At 74.3% G+C, this 22547-nt stretch carries 18 protein-coding genes, 1 tRNA gene and 1 pseudogene; 12 read left to right on the top strand and 8 right to left on the bottom strand.

The window, feature by feature from the left end:
- Window positions 1-218 precede the first annotated feature (218 nt).
- Window positions 219-1868, top strand: coding sequence for a hypothetical protein (locus tag ACEPPI_RS25805; protein WP_373917654.1), 1650 nt, complete (start codon window positions 219-221; stop codon window positions 1866-1868).
- A 92-nt stretch (window positions 1869-1960) separates the two neighbouring features.
- On the opposite strand, the gene ACEPPI_RS25800 is transcribed toward ACEPPI_RS25805, so the two are convergent.
- Together ACEPPI_RS25800 and ACEPPI_RS25795 are read right to left on the bottom strand one after the other, a co-directional pair.
- Window positions 1961-2653 (bottom strand): NAD(P)H oxidoreductase, encoded by a 693-nt coding sequence (locus tag ACEPPI_RS25800; protein ID WP_373917653.1) that lies wholly within the window; start codon window positions 2651-2653, stop codon window positions 1961-1963.
- Complete coding sequence (locus ACEPPI_RS25795; RefSeq protein ID WP_373917674.1) at window positions 2650-3648, bottom strand: NADP-dependent oxidoreductase; 999 nt, start codon at window positions 3646-3648, stop codon at window positions 2650-2652. The genes ACEPPI_RS25800 and ACEPPI_RS25795 overlap by 4 nt, the downstream gene beginning before the upstream one ends.
- Window positions 3649-3873: 225 nt before the next feature.
- Here ACEPPI_RS25795 and ACEPPI_RS25790 point away from each other — a divergent pair, with 225 nt between their 5' ends.
- The 3 genes from ACEPPI_RS25790 to ACEPPI_RS25780 all read left to right on the top strand — a co-directional run bounded on the left by ACEPPI_RS25790 (window position 3874) and on the right by ACEPPI_RS25780 (window position 9152).
- Window positions 3874-7287 carry a BTAD domain-containing putative transcriptional regulator gene (locus ACEPPI_RS25790; protein WP_373917652.1) on the top strand — a complete coding sequence of 1138 codons (3414 nt, stop codon included), beginning with the start codon at window positions 3874-3876 and terminating at the stop codon, window positions 7285-7287.
- A 127-nt stretch (window positions 7288-7414) separates the two neighbouring features.
- Window positions 7415-7585 (top strand): hypothetical protein, encoded by a 171-nt coding sequence (locus tag ACEPPI_RS25785; RefSeq protein ID WP_373917651.1) that lies wholly within the window; start codon window positions 7415-7417, stop codon window positions 7583-7585.
- A gap of 196 nt (window positions 7586-7781) precedes the next feature.
- Window positions 7782-9152, top strand: a complete 1371-nt coding sequence (locus tag ACEPPI_RS25780) for an FAD-binding oxidoreductase (RefSeq protein ID WP_373917650.1) — start codon at window positions 7782-7784, stop codon at window positions 9150-9152.
- Between the two features lie 21 nt (window positions 9153-9173).
- On the opposite strand, the gene ACEPPI_RS25775 is transcribed toward ACEPPI_RS25780, so the two are convergent.
- Both ACEPPI_RS25775 and ACEPPI_RS25770 read right to left on the bottom strand, forming a co-directional pair.
- On the bottom strand, window positions 9174-9440 hold the full coding sequence (locus ACEPPI_RS25775) for a hypothetical protein (protein WP_373917649.1): 267 nt from the start codon (window positions 9438-9440) through the stop codon (window positions 9174-9176).
- 238 nt (window positions 9441-9678) lie between these two features.
- Entirely contained in the window at window positions 9679-9906 is a 228-nt protein-coding gene (locus ACEPPI_RS25770; RefSeq protein ID WP_373917648.1) for a hypothetical protein, read from the bottom strand.
- A 377-nt stretch (window positions 9907-10283) separates the two neighbouring features.
- Here ACEPPI_RS25770 and ACEPPI_RS25765 point away from each other — a divergent pair, with 377 nt between their 5' ends.
- The 6 genes from ACEPPI_RS25765 (at window position 10284) to ACEPPI_RS25740 (ending at window position 17951) form a co-directional block, all read left to right on the top strand.
- Window positions 10284-11516, top strand: coding sequence for an FAD-dependent oxidoreductase (locus ACEPPI_RS25765; protein ID WP_373917647.1), 1233 nt, complete (start codon window positions 10284-10286; stop codon window positions 11514-11516).
- 172 nt (window positions 11517-11688) lie between these two features.
- Window positions 11689-13362: an alpha/beta hydrolase gene (locus ACEPPI_RS25760; RefSeq protein WP_373917645.1), complete on the top strand. Its 1674-nt coding sequence runs from the start codon at window positions 11689-11691 to the stop codon at window positions 13360-13362.
- Between the two features lie 27 nt (window positions 13363-13389).
- Complete coding sequence (locus ACEPPI_RS25755) at window positions 13390-14493, top strand: hypothetical protein (RefSeq protein WP_373917643.1); 1104 nt, start codon at window positions 13390-13392, stop codon at window positions 14491-14493.
- 178 nt (window positions 14494-14671) lie between these two features.
- Window positions 14672-15907: a glycosyltransferase gene (locus ACEPPI_RS25750; protein ID WP_373917642.1), complete on the top strand. Its 1236-nt coding sequence runs from the start codon at window positions 14672-14674 to the stop codon at window positions 15905-15907.
- A gap of 82 nt (window positions 15908-15989) precedes the next feature.
- Window positions 15990-17192 carry a cytochrome P450 gene (locus ACEPPI_RS25745; RefSeq protein ID WP_373917641.1) on the top strand — a complete coding sequence of 401 codons (1203 nt, stop codon included), beginning with the start codon at window positions 15990-15992 and terminating at the stop codon, window positions 17190-17192.
- Between the two features lie 87 nt (window positions 17193-17279).
- Window positions 17280-17951 (top strand): TetR/AcrR family transcriptional regulator, encoded by a 672-nt coding sequence (locus tag ACEPPI_RS25740; protein ID WP_373917640.1) that lies wholly within the window; start codon window positions 17280-17282, stop codon window positions 17949-17951.
- Window positions 17952-18100: 149 nt separating this feature from the next.
- Here ACEPPI_RS25740 and ACEPPI_RS25735 read toward each other — a convergent pair.
- Window positions 18101-18565 (bottom strand): annotated as a pseudogene (locus tag ACEPPI_RS25735) (hypothetical protein); the annotation flags it as partial.
- A gap of 366 nt (window positions 18566-18931) precedes the next feature.
- Here ACEPPI_RS25735 and ACEPPI_RS25730 point away from each other — a divergent pair.
- Together ACEPPI_RS25730 and ACEPPI_RS25725 are read left to right on the top strand one after the other, a co-directional pair.
- Entirely contained in the window at window positions 18932-19882 is a 951-nt protein-coding gene (locus ACEPPI_RS25730) for a hypothetical protein (protein ID WP_373917639.1), read from the top strand.
- A 362-nt stretch (window positions 19883-20244) separates the two neighbouring features.
- The gene (locus ACEPPI_RS25725) at window positions 20245-20976 is read left to right on the top strand and encodes a hypothetical protein (RefSeq protein WP_373917638.1); all 732 of its coding nucleotides are present in this window, start codon (window positions 20245-20247) and stop codon (window positions 20974-20976) included.
- 59 nt (window positions 20977-21035) lie between these two features.
- Here ACEPPI_RS25725 and ACEPPI_RS25720 read toward each other — a convergent pair.
- The 3 genes from ACEPPI_RS25720 to ACEPPI_RS25710 all read right to left on the bottom strand — a co-directional run bounded on the left by ACEPPI_RS25720 (window position 21036) and on the right by ACEPPI_RS25710 (window position 22078).
- Window positions 21036-21110: transfer RNA gene (locus tag ACEPPI_RS25720), tRNA-Trp, on the bottom strand.
- Between the two features lie 27 nt (window positions 21111-21137).
- Window positions 21138-21497 (bottom strand): hypothetical protein, encoded by a 360-nt coding sequence (locus tag ACEPPI_RS25715; RefSeq protein ID WP_373917637.1) that lies wholly within the window; start codon window positions 21495-21497, stop codon window positions 21138-21140.
- A gap of 215 nt (window positions 21498-21712) precedes the next feature.
- Window positions 21713-22078 (bottom strand): hypothetical protein, encoded by a 366-nt coding sequence (locus ACEPPI_RS25710; protein ID WP_373917636.1) that lies wholly within the window; start codon window positions 22076-22078, stop codon window positions 21713-21715.
- Window positions 22079-22547 lie beyond the last annotated feature (469 nt).

The following is a 22547-nucleotide window of genomic DNA, read 5'->3' as shown; positions in this document are numbered from 1 at the left end:
GATCCAGCGATATTGCGGTGGGAATTTCCCTTCCGCCCGTATTCTCGGTCCCGTGCTCGATGCCCATCTTCCCACGCAGGGCGCTCAATCCAGCACCGTCGAATTTATCTGAGGGCTGGCGCCCGGCCATATGCCGGACATCGCGCACTCAATTCACGGCGACCTCGAACGTGTGGTGCGGCGGATGGCTGCCGCCAGGTGGAACGGATGGAATTCGAATGCAACGGGAAACGAATACCCTGACCGTCAGACGGCCCGAACGCGCCGTGGCACAGCAGGCCGACGGTCCGGTCTCCTTCGCGGCGACCACGGTCGAGGTGACCGCCGCCCCGGAGGACGGCCCCCACCTGCTGCACCGCGCGGCCCGGCGCCTGTGCGAGGCCGCCGGCCCGGGAGCCGTACCGGTTCCTGCCGGGGGTGAACTCACGGCCCGCCTCGGACCGGGCCTGCACGCGTCGATGTTCGTCTCCACCGAGATGCGCGGCGACGGTGCGGGAACGTCCCTGCTGCGCCTGAACCTCCGCCTCTCGGGCCGCGGCGCGGCACCGTCGACGGCCTCGCTGGACCACTGGGCCGAGATCTGGCACCGCCAGGCCTTCTCCGCGCCCGAAGTGGAGCGGGTCGCGGGCGAGCTGCCGCTGATGAGCGCCGCCGTCGGGCGCCTGCGCCACGGCAAGCCCCTCGCGGGCTTCGCGGTACTGGTCACCGGGCACTTCCTGACCGACCTCGTCCACCTCGTCGGCTGCCTCGCCGAGCTCGGAGCCCCGCTGGACGCGATGACGGTGCTGCGCAAGGACTACGCCTACCAGTGGCGCCACCGGGTCCACGGCCACCTCGTCGATCAGGGCGTACGGGTCGTCGACGCCACCGATCCCCGGGCCGTCGAGGAGCACACCGACCGCGCCCGCCGGCTCGGCCTGCGCTGCCTCGCCCTGGACGACGGCGGCTACGTGGCACCGGCGCTGCTGGACCGGGCCCGTGAAGGATCCCCGACGCCGGCCGCGGCGGGAGCCGGCGCCGGCGGCGGCCGGGCGGCGGACTGGGCGGGGGTGGTGGAACAGACCATGTCCGGGATCTACAAGCTCCGGGGCCGCGAGAGGGAGCTGCCCTTCCCGGTGTTCTCGGTGGCCCAGTCCCGGCTCAAGGGGCGCATCGAGTCGTACTGGATCGCCGAGAAGGCCGTCACCACGGCCCTGGAGCTGCTGCCCGTCCTGAAGATGGAGGGACAGCCCGCGCTGGTCATCGGCTACGGCAACGTGGGCTCCCAGATCGCGGCCCTCCTCACCCAGCGCCGCATGCGGGTCGCCGTCCACGACGCCGACATCCTCCACCTCATCGACGCCCACGAGAGCGGCTACGTCACGGACCGCGACCTGGCCACCCTGCTGGAACGGCACGAGCCCCTGCTCGTCTTCGGAGTCACCGGCCGCACCAGCATGTCGACCCGGGAGTTCGAAGCCCTCCGGCGCCCCGCCTACCTCGCGAGCGTCAGCAGCCGCGACATCGAATTCGACCTCCCCGCACTCGACGCCCTGGCGGCCCGGGACCCGGCGGCCCGCTCCGTGACAGGCCCCTCGTCCCGTACCCACACGCTCCCCGGCGGCGTGGACGTCACCGTGCTGGCGGGCGGCCGGCCGGTCAACTTCCACGAGACGGACAGCATCAGCAACCTCCACTCCGACCTCGTCTACGCCGGCATGCTCACCGGTGCCTGCGCCGTCGCCACCCGGCAGGCCCCACCCGGACTGGACCGCTCCTGGGCCGATGCCGTCCTGGAGGAATCCGGCCTCCTCCAGGACTACTACGAGCGCTACGGCCCCACCGCCACGGCCCGCCCGGCCCCCTGGCCCGCATCCGGCCGCCGCTGACCCGCCCCGCCGCCGATACCGACGGGCGGCCGCCCGCATCCGGCCGCCCGTTCCAGCGGACCGGTACGGCCTGACCGGTACGGCCGCCCGTCTCAGCCGCCGGGTACGGCCGCCCGGCCGTCCCGGCGGGCCAGCGCACCGTCCACCACGTTCAGGGCCCGCGCCCCGGTCGTCAGGGACTCGTGGACGAAGTGGACCGCCGCGTCCTCGATGCCGCAGTACTCCGAGATCCCCGTCTTCAGCACGTGCTCCACCGTGCGGTCCCAGCCCTGCGCGCGGAACTCCTCCTCCGCGTACGCGGTGAGGGAGATCCAGACCATGCGGCGGCCACGCAGACCGCCGCCCCGGCCGCCGTAGGCGAACCCGTGGTTCCACACCCGGTCGACCCATCCCTTGAGGAGGGCCGGCAGGCCGAACCACCAGAGCGGGAAGACGACCACGATCAGGTCGGCCGCCGCCACCCTGGCCATGTGGGCGCGCACCTCTGCGGAGTACTCCTTGCCCGGGTCCCCCCAATCGGGCTCGTCCGGGGTGCCCATCCGCGGGTCGAAGCCCTCGGCGTGCAGGTCCAGCAGGTCCACCGCGTAGCCGTCGGCCGCCAGCCGCTCCCGCGCCCGCCGGGCCAGCCCTGCCGTCAGGGAGTCGGCGCGGTGGTGGGCCACGACCACCAGGGCGCGCCGCCGGGAACCGACGGTCCGGCCGTCCGCGGTCCGGCCGTCCGTGGACCGCCCCTCCGCCGGGCCGGAGCCGTCCACTGCGGGGGAGCTCCCGTTCCCGGTGCTCATCGGGCCTCGTTCCCGAGCCGGACCAGCATCTTGCCGGTGTTCGCCCCGCCCAGGACCCCGAGCAGGGCGCCGGGCGCGTGCTCGATGCCGTCGACCACGGTCTTCTCCGTACGCAGGGTGCCGTCGGCCAGCAGACCCGTGGCCTTCGCGGTCCACTCCGGGAACAGGTCGAGGTGGCTGGTGACCAGCATGCCGCGCAGCGTCGCCTCCCGGGCGGCGGCCCGGAAGAGGTTGTCGGGCCCGGCGACCGGCCCGGTGGCGCCGTAGCCGCTGATCGCACCGACCATGGCGATCCGTCCGCCCGGCCGGATCGCTCCGATCGCCGCCCGGAGGTGGTCGCCGCCGACGGCGTCGAGGTAGACGTCGATGCCCTCGGGTGCGGCCCGGTCCAACTGGCCGGACAGGTCGCCCAGGTGGTGGTCGAGGGCGGCGTCGTAGCCGAAGACGTCCAGCAGCTTCTTCGTCTTGTGCGGGCCGCCCGCCGAACCGATCACCCGGGCCGCCCCCAGCTGCCGGGCGATCTGCCCGGCGACGCTGCCCACCGCACCGGCCGCCGCGGAGACGAGGACGGTGTCGCCCTCCCTCACCGGTGCGGTGCGGGTGAGCGCCGCGTACGCGGTCAGGCCGGTGGCGCCCAGGGCCCCCAGGTAGTCCTCGGGCGCGGCGGCCGAGATGTCGAGCACGGTGGCCGCGGCTGCGCCCAGGACGGCGTACTCGCGCCAGCCGAGGAAGTGCGAGACGGTCGAGCCGACCGGAACGGACGAGGAGCGGGAGGCGACGACCTCGCCGACCGCGCTGCCCTCCAGAGCGGCGCCGAGGGCGAACGGGGCCATGTAGGACGGGGTGTCGTCCATCCGTCCGCGCATGTACGGGTCCACCGACATCCAGGTGTTGCGGACCAGGACCTGGCCCTCGGCGAGTGCCGGGACCGAGGCGTCGGCGAGCTCGAAGTCCTGTGGAACGGGCCTGCCGACGGGACGGGAGGCGAGCCGCACCTCACGCGAGACCGTGGGGAGGGGAACGGGGAAGGGGACGGGACTGGGGCCGGTGAGGCCGGTGTTGCTCTGGGGGACGCTTCGGTCGGTGCGCACGATGTTCCTTCCGTCCGGGCCGCCGGGTCGCGGTCACGGAAACACCTTGTGCCGGGCCGCGCACGAACCGCTGACGGTCCGCGCACGGCCGCGTACCGCCGGCCGGCCGCCGCCCGTAGGATGATCACCATGCGTTTCGAGGTGCTCGGACCGGTGACCGTACGGACGGACGGGGGAAGCGCCGTCCACGTCCCCGAGGCGAAGGTCCGGACGCTGCTGGCCGCCCTGCTGGTGCGCCACGGACGCCCGGTGCCGGTGGACCGGCTGGTGGACGACCTGTGGGGAGACGCGCAGCCCGCCGACCCCGTCAACAGCCTCCAGACCAAGGTCTCCCAGCTGCGCCGTGCCCTGGCGAAGGCGGAGGAGGGGGGCCGGGCCCTGGTCGCCCACGGTCCGGCCGGCTACACGCTGGCCGTCCCCGCCTCGGCGGTGGACGCGGGCGTGTTCGCCGAACTGGTCGCACGGGCCCGCCGGGAGGAGGGCGCCGCGCGGCGGGCGGCGCTGCTCACCCGGGCGCTCGGGCTGTGGCACGGTCCCGCCTACGCCGACCTGGGCGACGCGGGTTTCGTCCGCACGGAGGCCGTCGGGCTGGAGGAACAGCGGGTCACAGCGCACGAGGAGCTCGCGGAGGCCCGGCTGGAGCTCGGTGAACACGCACAACTCGCCGACGGTCTGGCGGAGCTGGCGCAGCGCCACCCGTTGCGCCAGCGGTTGCGTGCCGCGCAGATGCGGGCGCTCTACGGTGCCGGCCGGCAGGGCGAGGCCCTCGCGGTCCACGGGGAGGTGCGCGAGCGCTTCGCGGAGGACCTGGGGATCGACCCGGGCCCCGAACTCGCCGCGCTGTACGCCGCGATCCTGCGCCAGGACCCGGAGCTGACGGTCCGGCGCACACCGTACGACGGGGACCCCGGCGCGGCCCCCGACGCGGCCCCCGGCCACGGTGCACCGGCCAAGACCCAGGCGCCGCCCGCGGTGCGCCCCGCCGCGGGCACCGTCCCCACCCCCGTCGGCTCGCTGGTCGGACGCGAGGACGCCGTCTCCCGGGTGTGCGCCGCCGTCGTGGCGGGACGCCTCGTCACGCTCACCGGACCCGGCGGGGTCGGCAAGACCCGCCTGGCCCTGGCGGTGGCCGCACGGCTGGCGGCCGGCCCGGTTCCGGGCCCGGAGCCGCTGCCGGACGCGGACCGGGAAGACCCGTACCGCGACGGGATCCGCTTCGTCGAACTCGCCGGTGTGCGGACCGGGGTGGCGTCGGCCGTGGCCGCGGCCCTGGGCGAGCGCGAGGACGTCGCGGGGGGCGGCCCCGGCGGACGTCCGGCGGACGACCGTGACGAGACGGTCGCCCGGTGGCTCACGGGGCTGCTGGCCCCGCGCCGCATGCTGCTCGTCCTGGACAACTGCGAGCACGTGGTGGACGAGGTCGCGGCACTGGTCTCCCGGCTGCTGCGGGGCGCGCCCGGCGTACGGGTGCTGGCGACGGGCCAGGAGCCCCTCGCCGTCGCCGGGGAGGTGCTGGAGCCCGTCGCGCCGCTGGCCGGGCCGGAGGCGGTACGGCTGTTCGCCGAACGGGCGGCGGCGGGCACGCCCGGCTTCGCGGTGACCGGGGAGAACGAGGAGGCCGTCGCCCTGATCTGCCGTCGGCTGGACGGCATCCCGCTCGCGCTGGAACTGGCCGCCACCCGCGTGCGGGCCCTGGGGGTGCACGTACTGGCCGACCGCCTGCACGACCGGTTCCGCCTCCTCAACCAGGCGCGCAGGGACGCCCCGGCCCGCCAGCGCACCCTGCGCGCGGTGATCGACTGGAGCTGGGGGCTGCTGTCCCCCGCCGAGGGGACGGTGCTCCGCCGACTGGCGGTGTTCTCCGGCGGCTTCACCCTGGAGTCCGCGGAGGAGGTCTGCGCGGGCGACGGCATCGCCCGGGAGGACGTCCTCGACGTGGTGGCACGCCTGGTGGACTGCTCGCTCGTCACGGTGGCGTACGGCGGCGCGGGTGACCCGGCGGCCACCGGCACCGTGCGCTACCGGACGCTGGAGTCCGTCACGGCGTACGGCCGCGAACGGCTGACGGAGGCCTGCGAGGCCCGGGCCCTGCGACAGCGGCACGCCGCCCACTTCACGGACCTCGCCGAGCGGGCGGCGGCCGGACTCCACGACCCGAGCCAGCGCACCTGGCTGGACCGCCTGGACGCGGAACGGACCAACCTGGCGGCGGCCCTCGACCACGCGGCGGAGGCAGGGGCTTCCGGGCTCGCGGTACGCCTCGTGGAGGCCCTGGCCTGGTACTGGTTCCTGCGCGGCCGGATCGCGGAGGCACGCGCCGCACTGGCGGCGGCCCCGGAACGCGCGGAGGCCGACGGCGCCACCGGGCCGGCGGCCACGCTCCGGGCCCTGCGGGCGGCGTTCGACGTGTTCGCGGGCGACGACGACCAGGGCCCGACGGGATCCGCCGACGCCGATCCGCGGGCCCGCTGGCTGCTGGAGTTCGCCCGGCTGTGCTTCACCGGAGCCGCGACCGGGCCGGACGACGGGGTCCTGGACACCCTGCCGGACACGTTCCGGACCCGGGGCGACCGCTGGGGCGAGGCAGCCGCGTTCAGCTCCCTCGCCACCCGTGCCATGTACCGGGGCGACCTCGCGGCCCTCGACCGGCACGCTCGCGCGGCCGCGGCCCTCTTCGACCGGCTCGGCGACCGGTGGGGCCGACTGCAGAGCTCCGAACAACTGGGCGTGCTCGCCGAGATCCGCGGCGACTACCCGACGGCCGCCCGGCTGTACGAGGACGGGGTACGCACCGCCCGGGAACTGGAACTGTGGACGACGGTCTCCTTCCGCCTGGCCAGGCAGGGCCGCATTGCCCTGCTGACCGGCGACCTCGCGCGGGCGGAGCTGCTGCACGAGCGGGCCCGGAAGATCGCGGTGGAGCAGTCGCACCGGCCGGCCGAGCAGTTCGCGGTGATCGGCCTGGCGCTGGGTGCCCGCCGCGGCGGCGACCCGGCCGCGGCCGAGACCCTGCTGCGGCCCTGGCTCGACTGGAACCGGCGGCTGGGCGTGGACGCGGGGGCCGCCCTGGTCCTGGCGCAACTCGGCTACGCGGCCGAGCTCCGGGGCGACCCCGACCTGGCCCGGTCCCTGCACGAGGAGGGTCTCGACGCCGCCCGCCGCACCGGCGACCCCCGGGCCCTGGCCCAGGCCTTCGAGGGCCTCGCGGGCGCCCTGGCGGCACCCGCCCCGGCCTCCCCGCACCACCCGGCCGCCCCGCACCACCCGGCCGCCCCCGCCCCGACTCCCGAGCACCGGCGGGCCGACCTGCTCCGGGCCGGCGAACTCCTGGGCGCCGCCCACGCCTTGCGGCAGTCCGTCGGCACACCGCTGCCACCCGCGGAACGCTTCGACGTCGACCGGGCCGCCGCCCGGCTCCGGGACGCCTTGGGCCAACCGGAGTACACCCGCGCCTTCACCACCGGCCACGACCACCCGGAGCGCCCCGCCGCCGAGCGCAACGACGTGCCGTTCACGCGTGAACCGGGGCGGCCGGGCGGGTGACGCGGCGGCAGGCCCTCCGCGCCCCCGGGCGGGAGACGGCTACAACCGTCCTGTGATCCCCTTCCGTTCGCACGCACACGGCGGTCGGCCCGGCCGGAGCCGCCGAAGGACCCTTCCGACGGCGGCGGTGGTCGCGGCCTGCCTGGCCGCCTGCTGCCTGTCCGTCTTCCCGTCCGCATCGTCACTGCGGCCGCAGGCCCGGGCCGACGACCCCTGCACCCACGACGCCGGGAAACCGCTGATCCTCTCGAACGAGCAGTACGCCAGGTGCTTCGGCGAGCCGCCCGCCCGGGCGTGAGGCGTCCCGGCCCCCAGCGGACCCGGCCGCACGGCCTTCGGCCCCCGAGCACCGGACGGCGCTCCGGGCCGCTCACCCAACGCCCGATCGCGGCCCGGCTTGAGGGCTGGGCCCATCGGCGTAGCGTGAAAAGAGACGCCCGGGACCCCGGCGGTCGGCGCCGGTGTGCGTGCGGGCGCTGCGAGGAGCGTCGGCCATGGCAAAGATTTCCCTGGACCAGCTGCGCGAACGGGTGCGCGGCGCGGTCGTGACCCCCCAGGACGCGGCCTACGACGAGGCGCGCAAGGTCTACAACGCCATGATCGACCGGAAGCCGGCGGTCGTCGTGCGGTGCTCCGGCGCCGTCGACGTCATGGCGACGGTCGATTTCGCCCGGGAGAACGGGCTGGACCTCGCGGTGCGCGGCGGCAGTCACAGCGTGCCCGGCTTCGGGACCTGCGACGACGGCGTCGTCGCCGACATGTCCGGGATGCGGGGAGTCCGCGTCGACCCGGGAGACCGGACGGCGCGCGCCGAGGGCGGCGCGACCTGGGGCGACTTCAACGCGGCCACGCACGTCTTCGGCCTGGCGACGACCGGCGGGATCATATCCACCACCGGTGTCGGCGGGCTAACCCTGGGTGGCGGCATCGGCTACCTCTGCCGCGGGCAGGGCCTGAGCTGCGACAACCTGATCTCCGCGGACGTGGTGACCGCCGACGGCCGACTGGTGGTCGCCAGCGAGGACGAGAACGAGGACCTCTACTGGGCGCTGCGCGGCGGGGGAGGGAACTTCGGAGCGGTGACCTCGCTCGAATTCCGCCTGGCCCCGGTGCAGGACGTCTACGGCGGGCCCATGCTCTTCGAACTGGCGGATGCCGGCGCCGTCCTGCGCGGGTACCGCGAGCTCATCGCCGACGCACCGCGGCAGCTGGGCGGCTTCCCCGCCTTCCAGATCGCCCCGCCCCTGCCCTTCATCCCCGAGGACCGGCACGGGGACCCCTTCATCCTGATCGTGGCCTGCTGGGCCGGCCCGATCGCGGAGGGCGAGCGCGCCGTGCAGCAGTTCCGCGAGTTCGCACCCGTGGTCGCGGAACACGTGGGGCCGATGCCCTATCCCGCGTTGAACAGTGCCTTCGACGGCCTGGTACCGCCCGGACTCCAGCACTACTGGAAGGCCAACTTCGTCACCGAGCTCACCGACGCCGCGATCGAGGCCCACCTGGTCCACGGTCCCCGGCTCCCGGTGGTGAACTCGACCGTCCACATCTACCCGATCAACGGCGCCTGCCACGACGTCCCGCAGGACGCCACGGCCTTCGCCTACCGCGACGCCTCGTTCGCCACGGTCATCGCCGGCATGTGGCCGGACCCGGCCGACAACGAGGCCAACACCGCCTGGGTGCGCGACTACTACGAGGCGACCGCTCCGCACTCCGAAGAGGGCGGCTACGTCAACTTCATGGCCGACGACGACCAGGACCGGATCCGGGCCAACTACAAGGGGAACTACGAGCGGCTCGTGGAGGCCAAGCGGGCCTACGACCCGGACAACCTGTTCCACCTGAACCAGAACATCAAGCCGTAGGCCGCCCCTCCGGGACCTTGCCTACGCGTCCCGCTGCGCGCGCACCCGGACCAGCTGCGCGTCGCCCAGCGGCGGATCGAACCCTTCCGGGAACATGAGCATCCGCGGCTGCGGCCACATGCTCTCCGGCCCGTGCTCGTCGCAGTGCAGGGCGATGAGGTGCGTTCCTTCCCCGCAGCCCTCGTGCCGGTAGGGGCGGTCGTGCGTCCGGCAGAAGTACCCGACCCTGCGGCAGTCGTCCTCTTCCGTCGGCTCGTGGAAGTCCGGATCACGAACGATGACGGTCACGGGCTCCTGCCGGTTGAACCGGGGGATGGGGCGGGGGTCGCACCACAAAAGTCGGGGAGGAATCAAGTCCGGTGTCACGCGCCCATCCTGCCCCGCCCGTCCTCCGTCCGGATCGTCGGGTCGCCGGACACGACGATGTGCGGCCGGACAGCCGGACACGACGATGTGCGGCCGGACAGCCGGACACGACGACTGTGCGGACCGTCTTTCGACGGTCCGCACAGTGCGGCTCGGTTCGTCAGCAGCCGCCGTCGTCCCATCCGCCTCCGCCCCAGTCGTCATCGTTGTCGGACCAGCCGTTGTTTCCGTGGTCGTCGTCCCAACCGCCGCCGCCGTGACTGTAGGTGACGGAGTGGGTGGGCATGGCCGCGGAGGCCGTACCCGCGGCGCCGAGCGCCGCGCCGCCGGCCATCAGAACACCGATGGCGGAAACGGCGAAGAGCCGCTTGACTCTGAGTGCTTGCATGGTTTCAGAACCCTTCTCGCAGCTGTGCCACGCGTGGTGGCACGAATCCGTTCTGCCTCCTCTCGTGGAACGTGCACGGAGTTTTCCTGTGGCTGAATGAATGTGATGAGTGCGCGTCCGCCGTCAACGTGGCCTCGTCGAGCCACGGACCCTCTGCCGACACGCGATTCCCGAGCCGCGTGCACCACTGCGGGCAGAGAGCGGATCCCGCAGTTGCGGCCGTCTACCCCCATGCTAGTCACCTCCGCGCGACTCGTCATCTCGGGCCGCGGGCCGAGATGACGGCGGAGCCCGGCGCCGCCGGTACCGCAAGCGGCTCTTCCCGTGCGGTATACGTCTCCTGGGGTTCGCCCGATCCCCGCGAAGGAGGTGGCGGTGTGGAGCGTACGACGTGCTGCGTCGTGGGAGGCGGGCCGGCCGGGATGGTGCTGGCGCTGCTGCTGGCGAGGGCCGGGGTGGAGGTGACGGTGCTGGAGAAGCACGGCGACTTCCTGCGCGACTTCCGCGGCGACACCGTGCACCCCTCGACGCTGTCGCTCCTCGACGACATCGGCCTCGCCGAACGGTTCGCCCGGCTGCCCCAGCGCCGGGTGACATCGGTGCAGCTCCCCATCGGGCCGGACCGGTCCCTCGTCACGGTCGGGAACATCGGCGCGCTCCACGGGAAGTACAACTACATCGCGATGGTGCCCCAGTGGGACCTGCTCGACCTGCTCGCCGACGAAGCGGGCCGGGAGCCCTCCTTCCGCCTGCGCATGGACACCGAGGTGACCTCGTACCTCACGGAGCGCGGGCGGGTCACGGGCGTGCGCTACCGCACCGCGGACGGCGGCACCGGTGAGATCGGGGCCACCCTCACCGTGGCCTGCGACGGCCGGGGTTCCCTGGCCAGAACCCTGCCCGAACTCGGCCTCGAAGACTTCCCCTGCCCCATGGACGCCTGGTGGTTCCGGCTGCCGCGCCACGAGGACGACCCGAGCGGACTCGTGGGCGGCCTGGGCGACCGGTTCTTCACCGCGCTGATCGACCGCGGCGACTACTGGCAGTGCGCGGCCCTCATCCCCAAGGGCACCGACGCGGAGCGGCGCGCGGAGGGCCTGGAGAGGTTCATGACCCGGTTCACGGCCGCCGTCCCGTGGCTGGCCGGCCGGAGCGACGCCGTCACCTCCTGGGACGAGGTGAAACTCCTGGACGTACGGCTCGACCGCCTGCGCCGCTGGCACCGGCCGGGGCTGCTGTGCATCGGCGACGCCGCCCACGCGATGTCACCCGTCTTCGGCATCGGCATCAACCTCGCCGTGCAGGACGCGGTGGCCGCGGCCCGCCACCTCGTGCGTCCGCTGCGCGAGGGCACCGTAGGACTCCACGACGTGCGCCGCGTCCAACTCCGCCGCTGGCCGACCACCGTGGCGACCCAGGGCCTCCAGCGCCTCGCCCACGCCCAGGTCATCGAACCGCTGCTGGCGGGCCGCACCGCGTTCGGCGATCCCCGGCGGGCCAAACGGATGACGGAGCTCGTCACCGACTCGCGGTGGCTGAACCGGATCCCCGCCTACTTCATCGGATACGGAGCCCTGCGCGAGCGCCCCCCGAGGGAATCGCTCCGCTGAACCCGGCGGCGGCACCCCCGGCCCCGGCGGGCGTGGCCGCTGGACCTGGCGCCGGCGCCGGCGCTCGTGGCGGCGGGCGCCACCCTCGCCGTGCCGAAGTATGGTCGCCCTGGGCCAGTGGTCCGACGGCCGCACGGGCTGAGGCCCCGTCCGACCAGAGGGAGTTCGCCGTATGCAGACCCGGTGCACGCAGACCCGTTCGGCCGATGACCCGCGCAGACGAGTGGCCTGGGCGACGGCCCTCGTCCTGATCGCGGTCACCGCACTCCTCGGGAGCACGCCCGGGGGTGCCACGGCGGCGCCCCCGGCCGCCGTCCCACCCGTCCCCGTCCTGTCCTGGGGTCCGTGCGAGGGGGAGGCCGGCGACGCCCCGGGCGACGGCTTCCGGTGCGCGACCGCCCGGGTGCCACTGGACTACCGCCGCCCCACCGGGCCCACGATCCCGCTCGCGGTCACCCGGCGGCCCGCACCCGGCCGGACCCACCGCACGGGGGTCCTCGTGCTGCACCCCGGCGGACCCGGCAACTCCGGTGTGGACTTCGCCCGTGACAGCTACGACGCGCTCCCCGCCTCCCTGCGCGAGGCCTTCGACGTCGTCGGGTACGACATGCGCGGGGTGGGGCGCAGCGGACAGGTGGAGTGCTGGAACGACGGGGAGTACGCCGCCGCCGTCGACGCGGCACGCGCCGTCCCCGGCCCCGGGGCCCTGCGGGGCGCCGTCCGCCAGGGCCTGGACTTCGCGACCGCCTGCCGGCAACGGTCCGCTGACCTCCTGTCGTTCATCGGCACCGGCTCGAACGCCGGGGACATCGATCTCCTCCGCCAGGCCCTCGGCGAGGAGACGCTGACCTTCTACGGCCGCTCCTTCGGCAGCTACGTCGGCACCGTGTACGCGGCCCGGTTCCCCAGGCGCGTGCGCGCCATGGTCCTGGACGGGGCCTACGATCCGCGGCGCTACGCCGAGGTGCCGTACGCCTACGACGCCGCGCAGTTCGAGGCCCTCGACGCGGCAGTCGGCCGTTTCCTGGACTGGTGCGCGCGGAACGCCACCACCTGCGGATTCGGCGGGGGAACTCCCCGACGGGCCTTCGACGCGCTCGAACGGGACCTGGACGCCCACCCCGTCGTCACCGCGAGCGGACGCCGGGCGACCGGCTACACCCTCGCCTACCGGCTGATGTTCAACATCAACTCCGGCAAGGAGGCCTGGCCCCACCTGGGACAGGCCCTGGAGGCGGCGCGGACGCGCCGGCCCTCGTTCCTGCTGAACCCGCCCTCGTCCGCGTCCTTCGACTTCCTCAACGCCAACCTGGCCGTCGAATGCGCCGACCGGGTCTATCCGTCCGGCCGGCTGCTCCTGGGCGCCCTGGTCGGCGCCCACGTCGCCGGCGCCCCCCTGCTGGGACCGCCCATCGGCCTCGGGCCGCCCACCTACGACCACAACCACGCGCCCACCTGCGCCCAGTGGCCGGCGGAGCGCCCGAGCCGCTACGAGGGCTCCTACCGCGCCGCCGGTTCCGCCCCGATCCTGGTCCTCGGCACGACCGGTGACCCGGACACCCCGTACCGGGACGCCGTGGCCCTCGCGCGGACCCTCGACAACGGACGCCTGCTGACCTTCGCCGCCGAAGGACACACCGCCTACAACCGGAGCGAGTGCGTCAGCACGCTGGTCACGGCCTACCTCGCCACCCTGGCCCTGCCCGCACGGGGCACCGTCTGCGCCGACGAGGCGCCCCCGGACGCACTCGGCCGCACTACGGCGGGCATCGAGGCAGACGAGACGCGCGACGTGATCCCCACGCCCCGTTTTTTCGATTGGCGGGCCGCTGACGGGCTGCGATGATGCCTCTGTTTCCCAGACGGAGGACATTTGTTCGTTTTCGTGTGCGCGGGGTGCGGCGCCGAGCTGACCGCCCCGCTGTCCCGGGTCACCCTGCCCGTCCACGCCCATCAGAAGTACGGGAACGGGATCCAGCTCCCGGTGCTGATGGAGCCGGGGACGTTCGCCGTGGAGCCGGAGCACTGGGGGCCACCGTGGCGCAGGTGGGAGGAGGTCCACCCGGACGAGGCCGCTGCCCGCGGCGTTCACGCGCCGGTGCACGCCCTGTCCGACGGAGCGCCCGGCGCCATCGTCATCGCACCCGGCGACACCCGAGGCACCCGGCTGATCCCCGAGAGGGCCGGCGGCTACTGCTGCGGCCTCGACGGGGCCGACGGCCCCAACATGGCCTGCGGGTCCTGCGGCCTGGCCGTGGCGAGCCGGATCGACGACTGCTCTCTCTGGCAGGCGGTCTGGCTCGCCCCGGACGCCGTGCGCCGCCCCGAGGGCGGCGCCCACGCGCCACCGCTGTCCTGGGCGGAGCTGCTGGCGGAAGGGAAGGGCACGCCCCCGTTCGAGCCGATCACCACATGGGGAGCACGGCGGGGGTCGAACCACTGGTGGTCGTGGAGCCCGCGGTGGGAGGCGGCGGCGGGCCGGGCCCTCGCCCACCTGCTGGCGGCCTTGGAAGGCCGGCCGGTGGCCGTTCCGGACGGCCTGGCCCAGGAGGTGTTCCGCCGCGCCCTCGACGCCCTGCTGCCCCCGGGGCCGCCGGTGCGGCGGGCCGTCCTGGCGGGACCGGGACGGCCTGCTCCGGCGGCGCACGCCGACATCCTCCTGGTGCCGGTCCATCCGCAGACGGGGAAGCTCTGGACCCCGGCCGGCCGGTCCCCCTCGGCGTACCCGGTGCCGCTGCCGTTCGGCGTCTGGTTGTGGCTCGCCTTTCCCGAGCCGCACCTGCCGTTCCCCGCCTCGGGCGTGATGCCCGACGGCGTGCTCCGCGACGACCCGCCCGCGCCACGCCCCCACCACCCGCTGCGGGCCGATCCGGGAGCGTTCGAGCATGCCCTGGTGCGCCTGCCGGCCGTTCGCGGCACATGGCTGCGCGAGATCCTCGACAACCTGATCGACCACACGCGCGCCCGCATCTTCTAGCGGTGCCGCCCAGCCGGTGCCGCCCAGCCCGGATCGGGGATGCCGTGCCGAGGGCGGCCGGGGCCAACTCCCCTCCCTCTTCAACGTATAGCGCACCGGGGGGCTTGCGGCAAGACCCCCGTCGTCCCGGAGAATCGGCGGCCGAAAGCCAATGACCTGCGGAAACGGGAGTCGCGAAGTGCGTGTGTTGTTGACGGCGTGGGGATCGCGCGGGGACGTCGAACCGCTGGCGGCACTGGCGGTGGAACTGCGGGCGCGCGGTGCGCACGTGCGCGTGTGCGCACCGCCCGACGAGGAGTTCGCGGCGCTGCTGGCACGCGTCGGGGTGCCGCTGGTGCCGCTCGGCCCGACGGTGCGCTCGGTGGTGGCCGGTGCGCAGCCGCCGACGGCGAAGGACGCGTTCCGGCTCGCCCCCGAGCTGGTCGCCGCCCGGTTCGATGTCCTGACCGCCGCGGCCGAGGGGTGTGACGCTCTGCTGGCGACCGGTCTGATGCCGGCCGGCGCGCGGGACGTGGCCGAGAAGCTGGGCATCCGTTACGTGTACGCCTGCTTCCACGTCTTCGGAATCCCGTCGCGGCACTTCCCGCCCGGGTCCCGGCCGGGCAAGGCGTCCCCGCCGGACGAGACCGACAACCGGGCGCTGTGGGAACAGGACGCCCAGAGGGTGAACGCGCTGTACGGCGAGGCGGTGGCCCGCCATCGGGCGTCGATGGGTCTGCCGCCGGTGGACGGGGTCCGCGACCACGTCTTCACCGACCGGCCGTGGCTGGCGGCGGATGCGGCCCTGTGCCCGTCGCAGGGCATGACGGACCTCGACGTCGTGCAGACCGGGGCCTGGATCCTGCCCGACGACCGGCCGCTCCCGGAAGGGCTGGAGGCGTTCCTGGACGCCGGCGCGCCGCCCGTGTACGTGGGCTTCGGCAGCATGGCCGCGCACGCCCCGAAGGACATCGCCCGCGTGGCCACCGAGGCCGTCCGCGCGAACGGCCGCCGCGTGCTCCTGGCCCGTGGCTGGGCGGACCTCGCCCCCGTCGACGACGCCGACGACTGCTTCGTCGTCGGCGAGGTCAACCAGCAGGCCCTGTTCCCCCGGGTGGCGGCCGTCGTGCACCACGGGGGCGCGGGCACCACCACGGCGGCGGCGCGGGCCGGCGCGCCCCAGGTGGTCGTCCCCCGGATCGCGGACCAGCCGTACTGGGCCGGAAGGGTCGCAGAGCTCGGCATCGGCTCGGCCCACCACGACCCGACGCCGACCGTCGACTCGCTGTCCGCCGCGCTGGCCGGGGCCCTGAGTCCGGGGACCCGTACGCGGGCGCGGGCCGTGGCCGCCACCCTGCGCTCCGACGGGGCGGCCGTGGCCGCGGCACTGCTGCTCGACGCGGCCGACCCGGGAAGGCCTCCCGCCCCGGCCTAACCGGGGAGCAGCCCCCGCTTCATGCTACTGTCCCCGCATGAAGCGGGGACTTCTCCCCGTTTATCGACAGGGAGGAACCGCCATGGCCGCCCCGACGCTTGAGGAACTCGCTCCCCCGGGAGTCGACGTCATCGCCGACCCGTACCCGGCCTACGCCGCACTGCGCGAGAAGGGCCACGTCCACCGCATCCACGTGCCCGGGACCGGTGACGTCTGGCTCGTCCTCGGACGCGACGAGGTGCGGGCCGCGCTGACCGACTCCCGCCTGCGCAACGACATACGGCACTCCTCGTCGTGGCAGAGCGACGGCGGCAACGCCATCGGCCTGAACATGCTGCAGACCGACGCCCCGCAGCACACCCGCCTGCGGTCCCTGGTCGCACGAGAGTTCACCGCCGGCCGGATCGACGCCCTGCGGCCGCGCGTCCGGCAGATCGCCGACGGGCTCCTCGACGCCCTCCCCCCGGCGGGCACCGCCGACCTGGTCGCCGGATACGCCCTCCCGCTGCCGCTCACTGTCATCTGCGAGCTGCTCGGAGTCCCCTCCGGAGACCGGCACCACTTCCACGCCTGGTCCACCGAGCTCGTGGCGCCGTCCTCGCCCGCCGCGGCCGCCGCGGCCGGCGGGGAGATGGCCGCGTACTTCGCCTCGCTGATCGCCGCCAAGGCGGGTGACCCCGGGGCGGACCTGATGAGCGCCCTGGTCCGCGCCTCCGCCGAGGAGGACGGACTCTCGCCCGAGGAACTGCTCGGGATGGCCTTCCTCCTGCTCGTCGCCGGACACGAGACCACCGTCAACCTGATCTCGGGCGGAGTCCTCAACCTGCTCCGCCACCCGGACCAGCTCGCCGCGCTGCGGGCCGACGCGAGCCTGCTCGACGGCGCCGTCGAGGAAGTGCTCCGCTACGACGGGCCCGTCGCGGCGGCGGCCTTCCGGCACGCCGCCGAACCGGTGGAGATCGACGGCGTCCACATCCCCGCGGGCGACAGCCTCATGCTCTCCTTGGCCTCGGCCTCCCGCGACCCCCGGTACCACCCCGATCCCGACCGCTTCGACATCCGCCGCCCGGCCCGCGGGCACCTCGCGTTCGGCCACGGCATCCACCACTGCCTGGGTGCGCCGCTCGCCCGCGTCGAAGGCCGGATCGCCCTGGAGACGCTGCTGCGCAGGATGCCGGACCTCGCCCTGGCCGGTGACCCCGATTCCCCGGAGCGCCGTTCCGGCGCCATGCTCCGGGGCGTCGCCTCGCTGCCGGTGCGCTGGTCGCGGCGGCTCGATGCGTGACACTCCGCCCGGTGGCGCTAGCATCCGGACCGGACAGCGATCCCCGGTACATGCGTACGCGCGCCGCCGGCGACACGAGGAGTGGACATGACACCGGGCACCCAACGGCCCGCGCCGGTACGGCGCGACGCGCTGCGCAACCGCGAGCTGCTCCTGGCCGCCGCGCGCAAGGCCTTCGCCGCCGAGGGCCTGGAGATCCCCCTCGACGAGATCGCCCGCCGGGCCGGCGTCGGCAACGCCACCCTGTACCGAAACTTCCCCACCCGCGCCGCCCTGATCGACGCGGTGTTCCAGGACGCCCTGCTGGACACCATCGCGGCCGGGGACGAAGCGCGCCGCGCGGCGGACCCGTGGGCCGGGCTGGCCGGCTACCTGGAGGCGGTCTTCACCGTACTGGCCACCGACCGCGGGGCGAACGACCTGATGACCACCGCCATCGAGGGCGTGACCTCCCTCGATTCCGTCCACGCCCACAACCACGAAACCATCACCCTGCTGGTGGACGGCGCCCAACGGGCCGGTGCCATGCGCCCCGACATCACCGTCGAGGACGTGCTCCTGGGCCTGGCCACGCTCGGACGCTCCGTTCCCTCCCTCGCGGTCGCAGGGCCCCCGCACGCCTGGCGCCGGCAGCTGGCCCTGTTCCTCGACGGCCTGCGGGCCGGGGAGCGCCCCCCGGCGGAGCTGCCCGCCCCGGGCATGACCGCGCAGGACCTGGCGGCCGTCCTCCTCGACCTCGGCCCGCACCGCCAGGGCTGAGGGCGGGTATCCGGCGGGGGAGAAACGAGACGCCGGGGTGCCCTTGGGCACCCCGGCGCGACGTCGAGGGCGAGGAAAGCGGAGGGGCTATTTCAGGGAGTGTGGAGAAGGAAGCCCGTCCATGGCCTCGCCGAATCGAACGCTACCAGTCAGCCGGGGATCAGGGCACGCAGGTTTTCCGGCGTGACGACCACGGAATCCGCGTGCAGCCCCTCCGGACGTTCCAGACCGACGTACGTGACCGGCCCGTCCGGAACCGTCGTACCGTCCCACACCGTGACGGCCGTGGCGCCCTCGGCCATCAGCCCGGCGAGGTACCGCACCGTGAGGGGCTCGCGCTCGACGAGGGCGCGCACCAGCACCGCCACCGACACCCGGTTCCCCTCGACCCGGTTGGCGTTCGGGTTCCCCCGCAGGTACAGGTGGAGCCACTTGGCGCGCCAGCGGCCGTCGTCCCCGCGAACGAAGGCCAACGGCAGCGCGACCCTGCCGGGGCCGCGCAGCTCCGACCTCATCCGTACGGTGCGCGGCTCGAAGGGGCGGCCCTCCTGCTCGGCGTCGCGCAGCATGAAGCCGAAGAGCGACTCCTCGGTCTCCTCGAAACCCTCACCCGTTTCGGCGGACAGCCCCGACAGGTGCTCCAGCAGGTCGCCCGACAGTTTGAAGCCCACGGACATCAGCGCGGCGTCGAACTGCCGCGCCGCGCCGCCGCCCTGGCCGAGGGGGCCGTGGGGGACGGGAAGGCGGTGGGCGTGCCGGACGACCAGGTGTTCGAGGGGGTGGACCATCCGGGCATGATCCCAGAACCGCACGGGCCATACCTACACGTTTTCGAACGCGCCCGTGCATTGGAGTGGCCCGCGGCGCGGCCGGTGGCGTGGCTTCCGCCCGGCCCGCGGCGGCTGCCTAGGGTCGTCCCGACCAGGCCGGTCCGGCACGCGGCCGGCCCTTCCGAAACATCCGGAACAGGTGGGTGAATCGTGGCACGCGTCACGGCCGAGTCGCACGTACCCGAATCCCAGGCGCCCGCCGGCCGCACCCGGAGTCGGCTGACCCGGCGTCTGGCCGCCCTCGCCGGAGCGCTGCTCCTGTGCGCGCTGCCCGCGCGGGCGGCCGGCGCCGACCGGCTCCACGGCGTTGGCCCGCACACCGGCCCGCCGCTGTACGTGTCCGACTACGGCAACAACCGCGTGGTCACGCTGCCCACCGACGGAGGCGGCCAGACCACCCTCTCCCTGGACGGCCTGGTACGTCCGACGGGGCTGGCCTGGGACCGCGCGGGCAGCCTCTACGTCTCCGACACCGGGAACAACCGCGTGGTGCGGTCGGCCCCGGACGGCAGCGGGCAGTCCACCGTGCCCACCGAAGGCCTCTCGCGCCCCCTGGGCCTGGCCGTCGACGCCGCCGGCGACCTCTACGTCGCCGACAGCTTCAACGACCGCGTCGTGAAGGTGCCGGCCGACGGCAGCGGCCAGACCACCGTTGCCACCACCGGGCTGCTGCACCCCTGGGGGCTGGCCCTGGAACCCGACGGGGACCTGTACGTCTCCGACTTCGTCAACGACCGGGTGGTGAAGGTGGCCGCCGACGGGAGCGGGCAGTCCACCGTCCCCACCACCGGCCTCTCCCAGCCCACCGGCCTGGCCCTGAGCGCCGCCGGAGACCTCTACGTCAGCGACAGCGGCAACAACCGCGTGGTGCGGATCGCGGCGGGAACCGGCGGGCAGACCACGGTGCCCACCACGGGCCTGAGCAGCCCGCTCGGCCTCGCCCTCGACCACCACGGCGCCCTCTACGTCGCCGATGCCTTCAACAACCGGGTCGTCCGCGTCCGCCTCTCCGACGGCGCCCAGAGCACCGTGAACTCCACCGGCCTGAACACCCCGGCCGGCCTCGCCCTCCCTCCGCGTTCCGCCCGGCCGGCGCGGTAGTGCCGTACCGCCACGGCGGCGGAGTCCGGCCCGGGTGACCGGGCCGACGCGGGCGTCCCCGAACCCTCCGTCGTACCGCCGGACTTCCGTACGGCAGTACGGCGACGCCGGCCCCGGTCCTTGGGCGGATCCCCCGGGCCCCGGGGGTACCTCCCGCCGTCGGCCCGACGACCTGATGTCATAGCCTCCAGGTGCCCGGCCACAGGCCCCGTCGTCGGCGCCCACTCGCCCTCGTGCCCGCAACGGCGCCGAGCGGGACCGGGCGACCGGGCGGGGAGAACAGCCGGGCTGTCGGGCGTTGGAGCGTGGGAGGAGCGGTCTCGTTGGACACACCGCGCCACCCGAGGGAAGAGGAGGATCCGATGAGCACGGCCGACGAGGGACGGCAATGGCCGGACGAGGCCAGTGTCGACAACGCGCGGACGACGCTGCTGCAGCTCCTCGCGCGGGCAGGGGTCCCCTCCGACGACGCGCGGGAACTGATCGGCCTGGTGGAGGCGGGCGCCCTGGCCCTCGCCTACGAGGAACTGAGCGGCAGCGGCCGCGAGGCTCCGGGGGACAAGGGCGAGGAGTACGCGACGGGCTGGCTCGACGGCGCCGGGGACACGCTGGAGGAACTCGGCGCCGTCGCCGAGCGGACGCTCCGGCGGGTCGTCGGACCGGACGGGCAACAGGGCCCGGCGGGGGAGCGCCCGCGGGCCGGGCGCATGGAGGTGGAACGGGCACGGGTCGCGCTCACGCCCCTGTACCTGTCGTTCACGGCGGTCTCGGAACTGGATCCGGAGGTGACCGAGGAGGTGCTCGCCGCCGTCCTCGCCACGATGACGGTCCGCCAGCGGGCCGGCTACGCCGGGCGGCTGACGCGGTTCGCCGCGGCCCACCGGCCCCGGCTGGAGCGGATGTTCGCGGCGTTCGGACCGGACAGCGCCATCACGGTGCACGGCCGCTACTCGCTCCTCCACTCCGCCACGAGCCTCGCGGTGCTGGAGCGGCTCGCGACCGTGCCCGGGGAACTGCGTGAGGAGTGGGACGCGGCGGAGCTGCCACCCGCGTGGCTCGACGGGCTGACCACCGCCTGGAACGCCCCGGCATGACCGCGGGCAGGCCGCCGACGGGCGGGCATCGACGCGCACCCTCCGGCCGGCCGGAGGGACGGAGCCGACCGGATTCGAACCGGCGTCCTCGCGGTTGTGGAGACCGCGCGCGACGACCTCTGCGCTACGGCCCCGTCCGTCCGGCATCGTAGGCCTGTTCGTCACCTGCCGTACAGGAAGAAGCGGGCAGGGACGAAGACCTCGTGGCCGGTCGGGAAACGCACACGCACCCCGTCCTGCGTCCACGCGGTGGATTCGATTCCGTCCTGCCCCAGAGAGGTGTCGACGTCCACCCAGTGCCCGTAGGTCTGGACGGATTCCCTGCCGATCACCATCTTGTAGGAGTGCCGCCCGGACAGGGTGTGCATGTGCACGAGCGCCAGCGAGTGCGGTACCCCGTCCTGGTAGACCACGGCCGAGGGGGCGCTGCTGCGGTACGTCACCTCGGTCCGCGGCCACCACAGAACCGTCATGAGCACGGCGGTCAGCACGACACCCGCCACGCCGCCCAGCAGCGCCATGCCGATTCCGGCCCTCCGGCGGCGCCCTGCGGGCGGTTCGGGTCGGTGTGCGGCGAGCGTGGCGATGATGCCCCTCCAGGGTCGGCGTCGTCCCGGACCGGCTGACCGGGGACGGCTCTGCGGGTAGGACGCGGAGCCGGGCCGATCGGTTGTGGCGGGGGCGTTGCGGCGAGGTCGGGGCGGCCGGTGCCGACCGTCGGGTGGTGGTCCTCGCGTCACCGGGTGAAGGCGTCGACGTCGCCCGGTTCCGTCTCCAGCGCCCGGCGGTCGAGCGTCAGCACGGCGACGAAGTACAGGCCGCCCAGGCACAGGAGGCCCGCCACGACCACGACGGGGACGAGCACCTCGCGCGGGGCGACCAGTACGAACAACGCGACGAGCGTCCACACCAGGGCGCAGATCGCGACCGGCAGTTCGAAGCGCCCGAGGTCGAACGCGCCCTTCCTGCGGCCCAGGCGTCCTCGTACCGCCAGGTAGAGCACGATGGTCGAGCCGTAGGTGAGCGCGGGGAGGATGGTCGAAGCCGTGATCAGTTCCAGCAGCGCGGCACCCGGCAGCCCGACCATCAGCGGCCACCTCACCTTCCAGGGCACTCCTGGTGCCGCCGCGCACGAGGGGCGGCCGGACCGGTGCCCCGTCTTCACCCGCTCCGCATGCGTATGCCGTGCGACTCGCGAGACCGCCCCGTGCGGATCTCGACCCGCCCCCTCGGCGCGGTTCGCCGCCACGCAAACCGGTGTGAAGGGTGACATCAGGTGAGGTTCGGGGGGTGTGGCGGTGAGCCGTCCCATAGGACCCAGGTCACATACGAAGCGGTGTCGTAGTACCCGGACGGCCCCCGGGCACCCCCTCGGAGGGGGTAGGCGGGTCCCCTCCTGCGAGGGTGGGTAGTAGGCGGGGTCTTTGCCAGGTGGCCGGGGCGTCGGTAGAACTGGATGAGTCGCCGGGCGGCACGGGTGCTTCACCCGCCGCCCAGGATCCCCTCTCCTTCTGCGTGAGTGGTTCACGCACGTCTTCGGCGTGCCCGCGGCGGTCCCTGTCCCCTTCGGA

The organism is Streptomyces sp. AB3(2024) (assembly GCF_041862025.1).
Lineage (GTDB): Bacteria > Actinomycetota > Actinomycetes > Streptomycetales > Streptomycetaceae > Streptomyces.
This window is presented reverse-complemented; position numbering and strand designations above follow the sequence as displayed.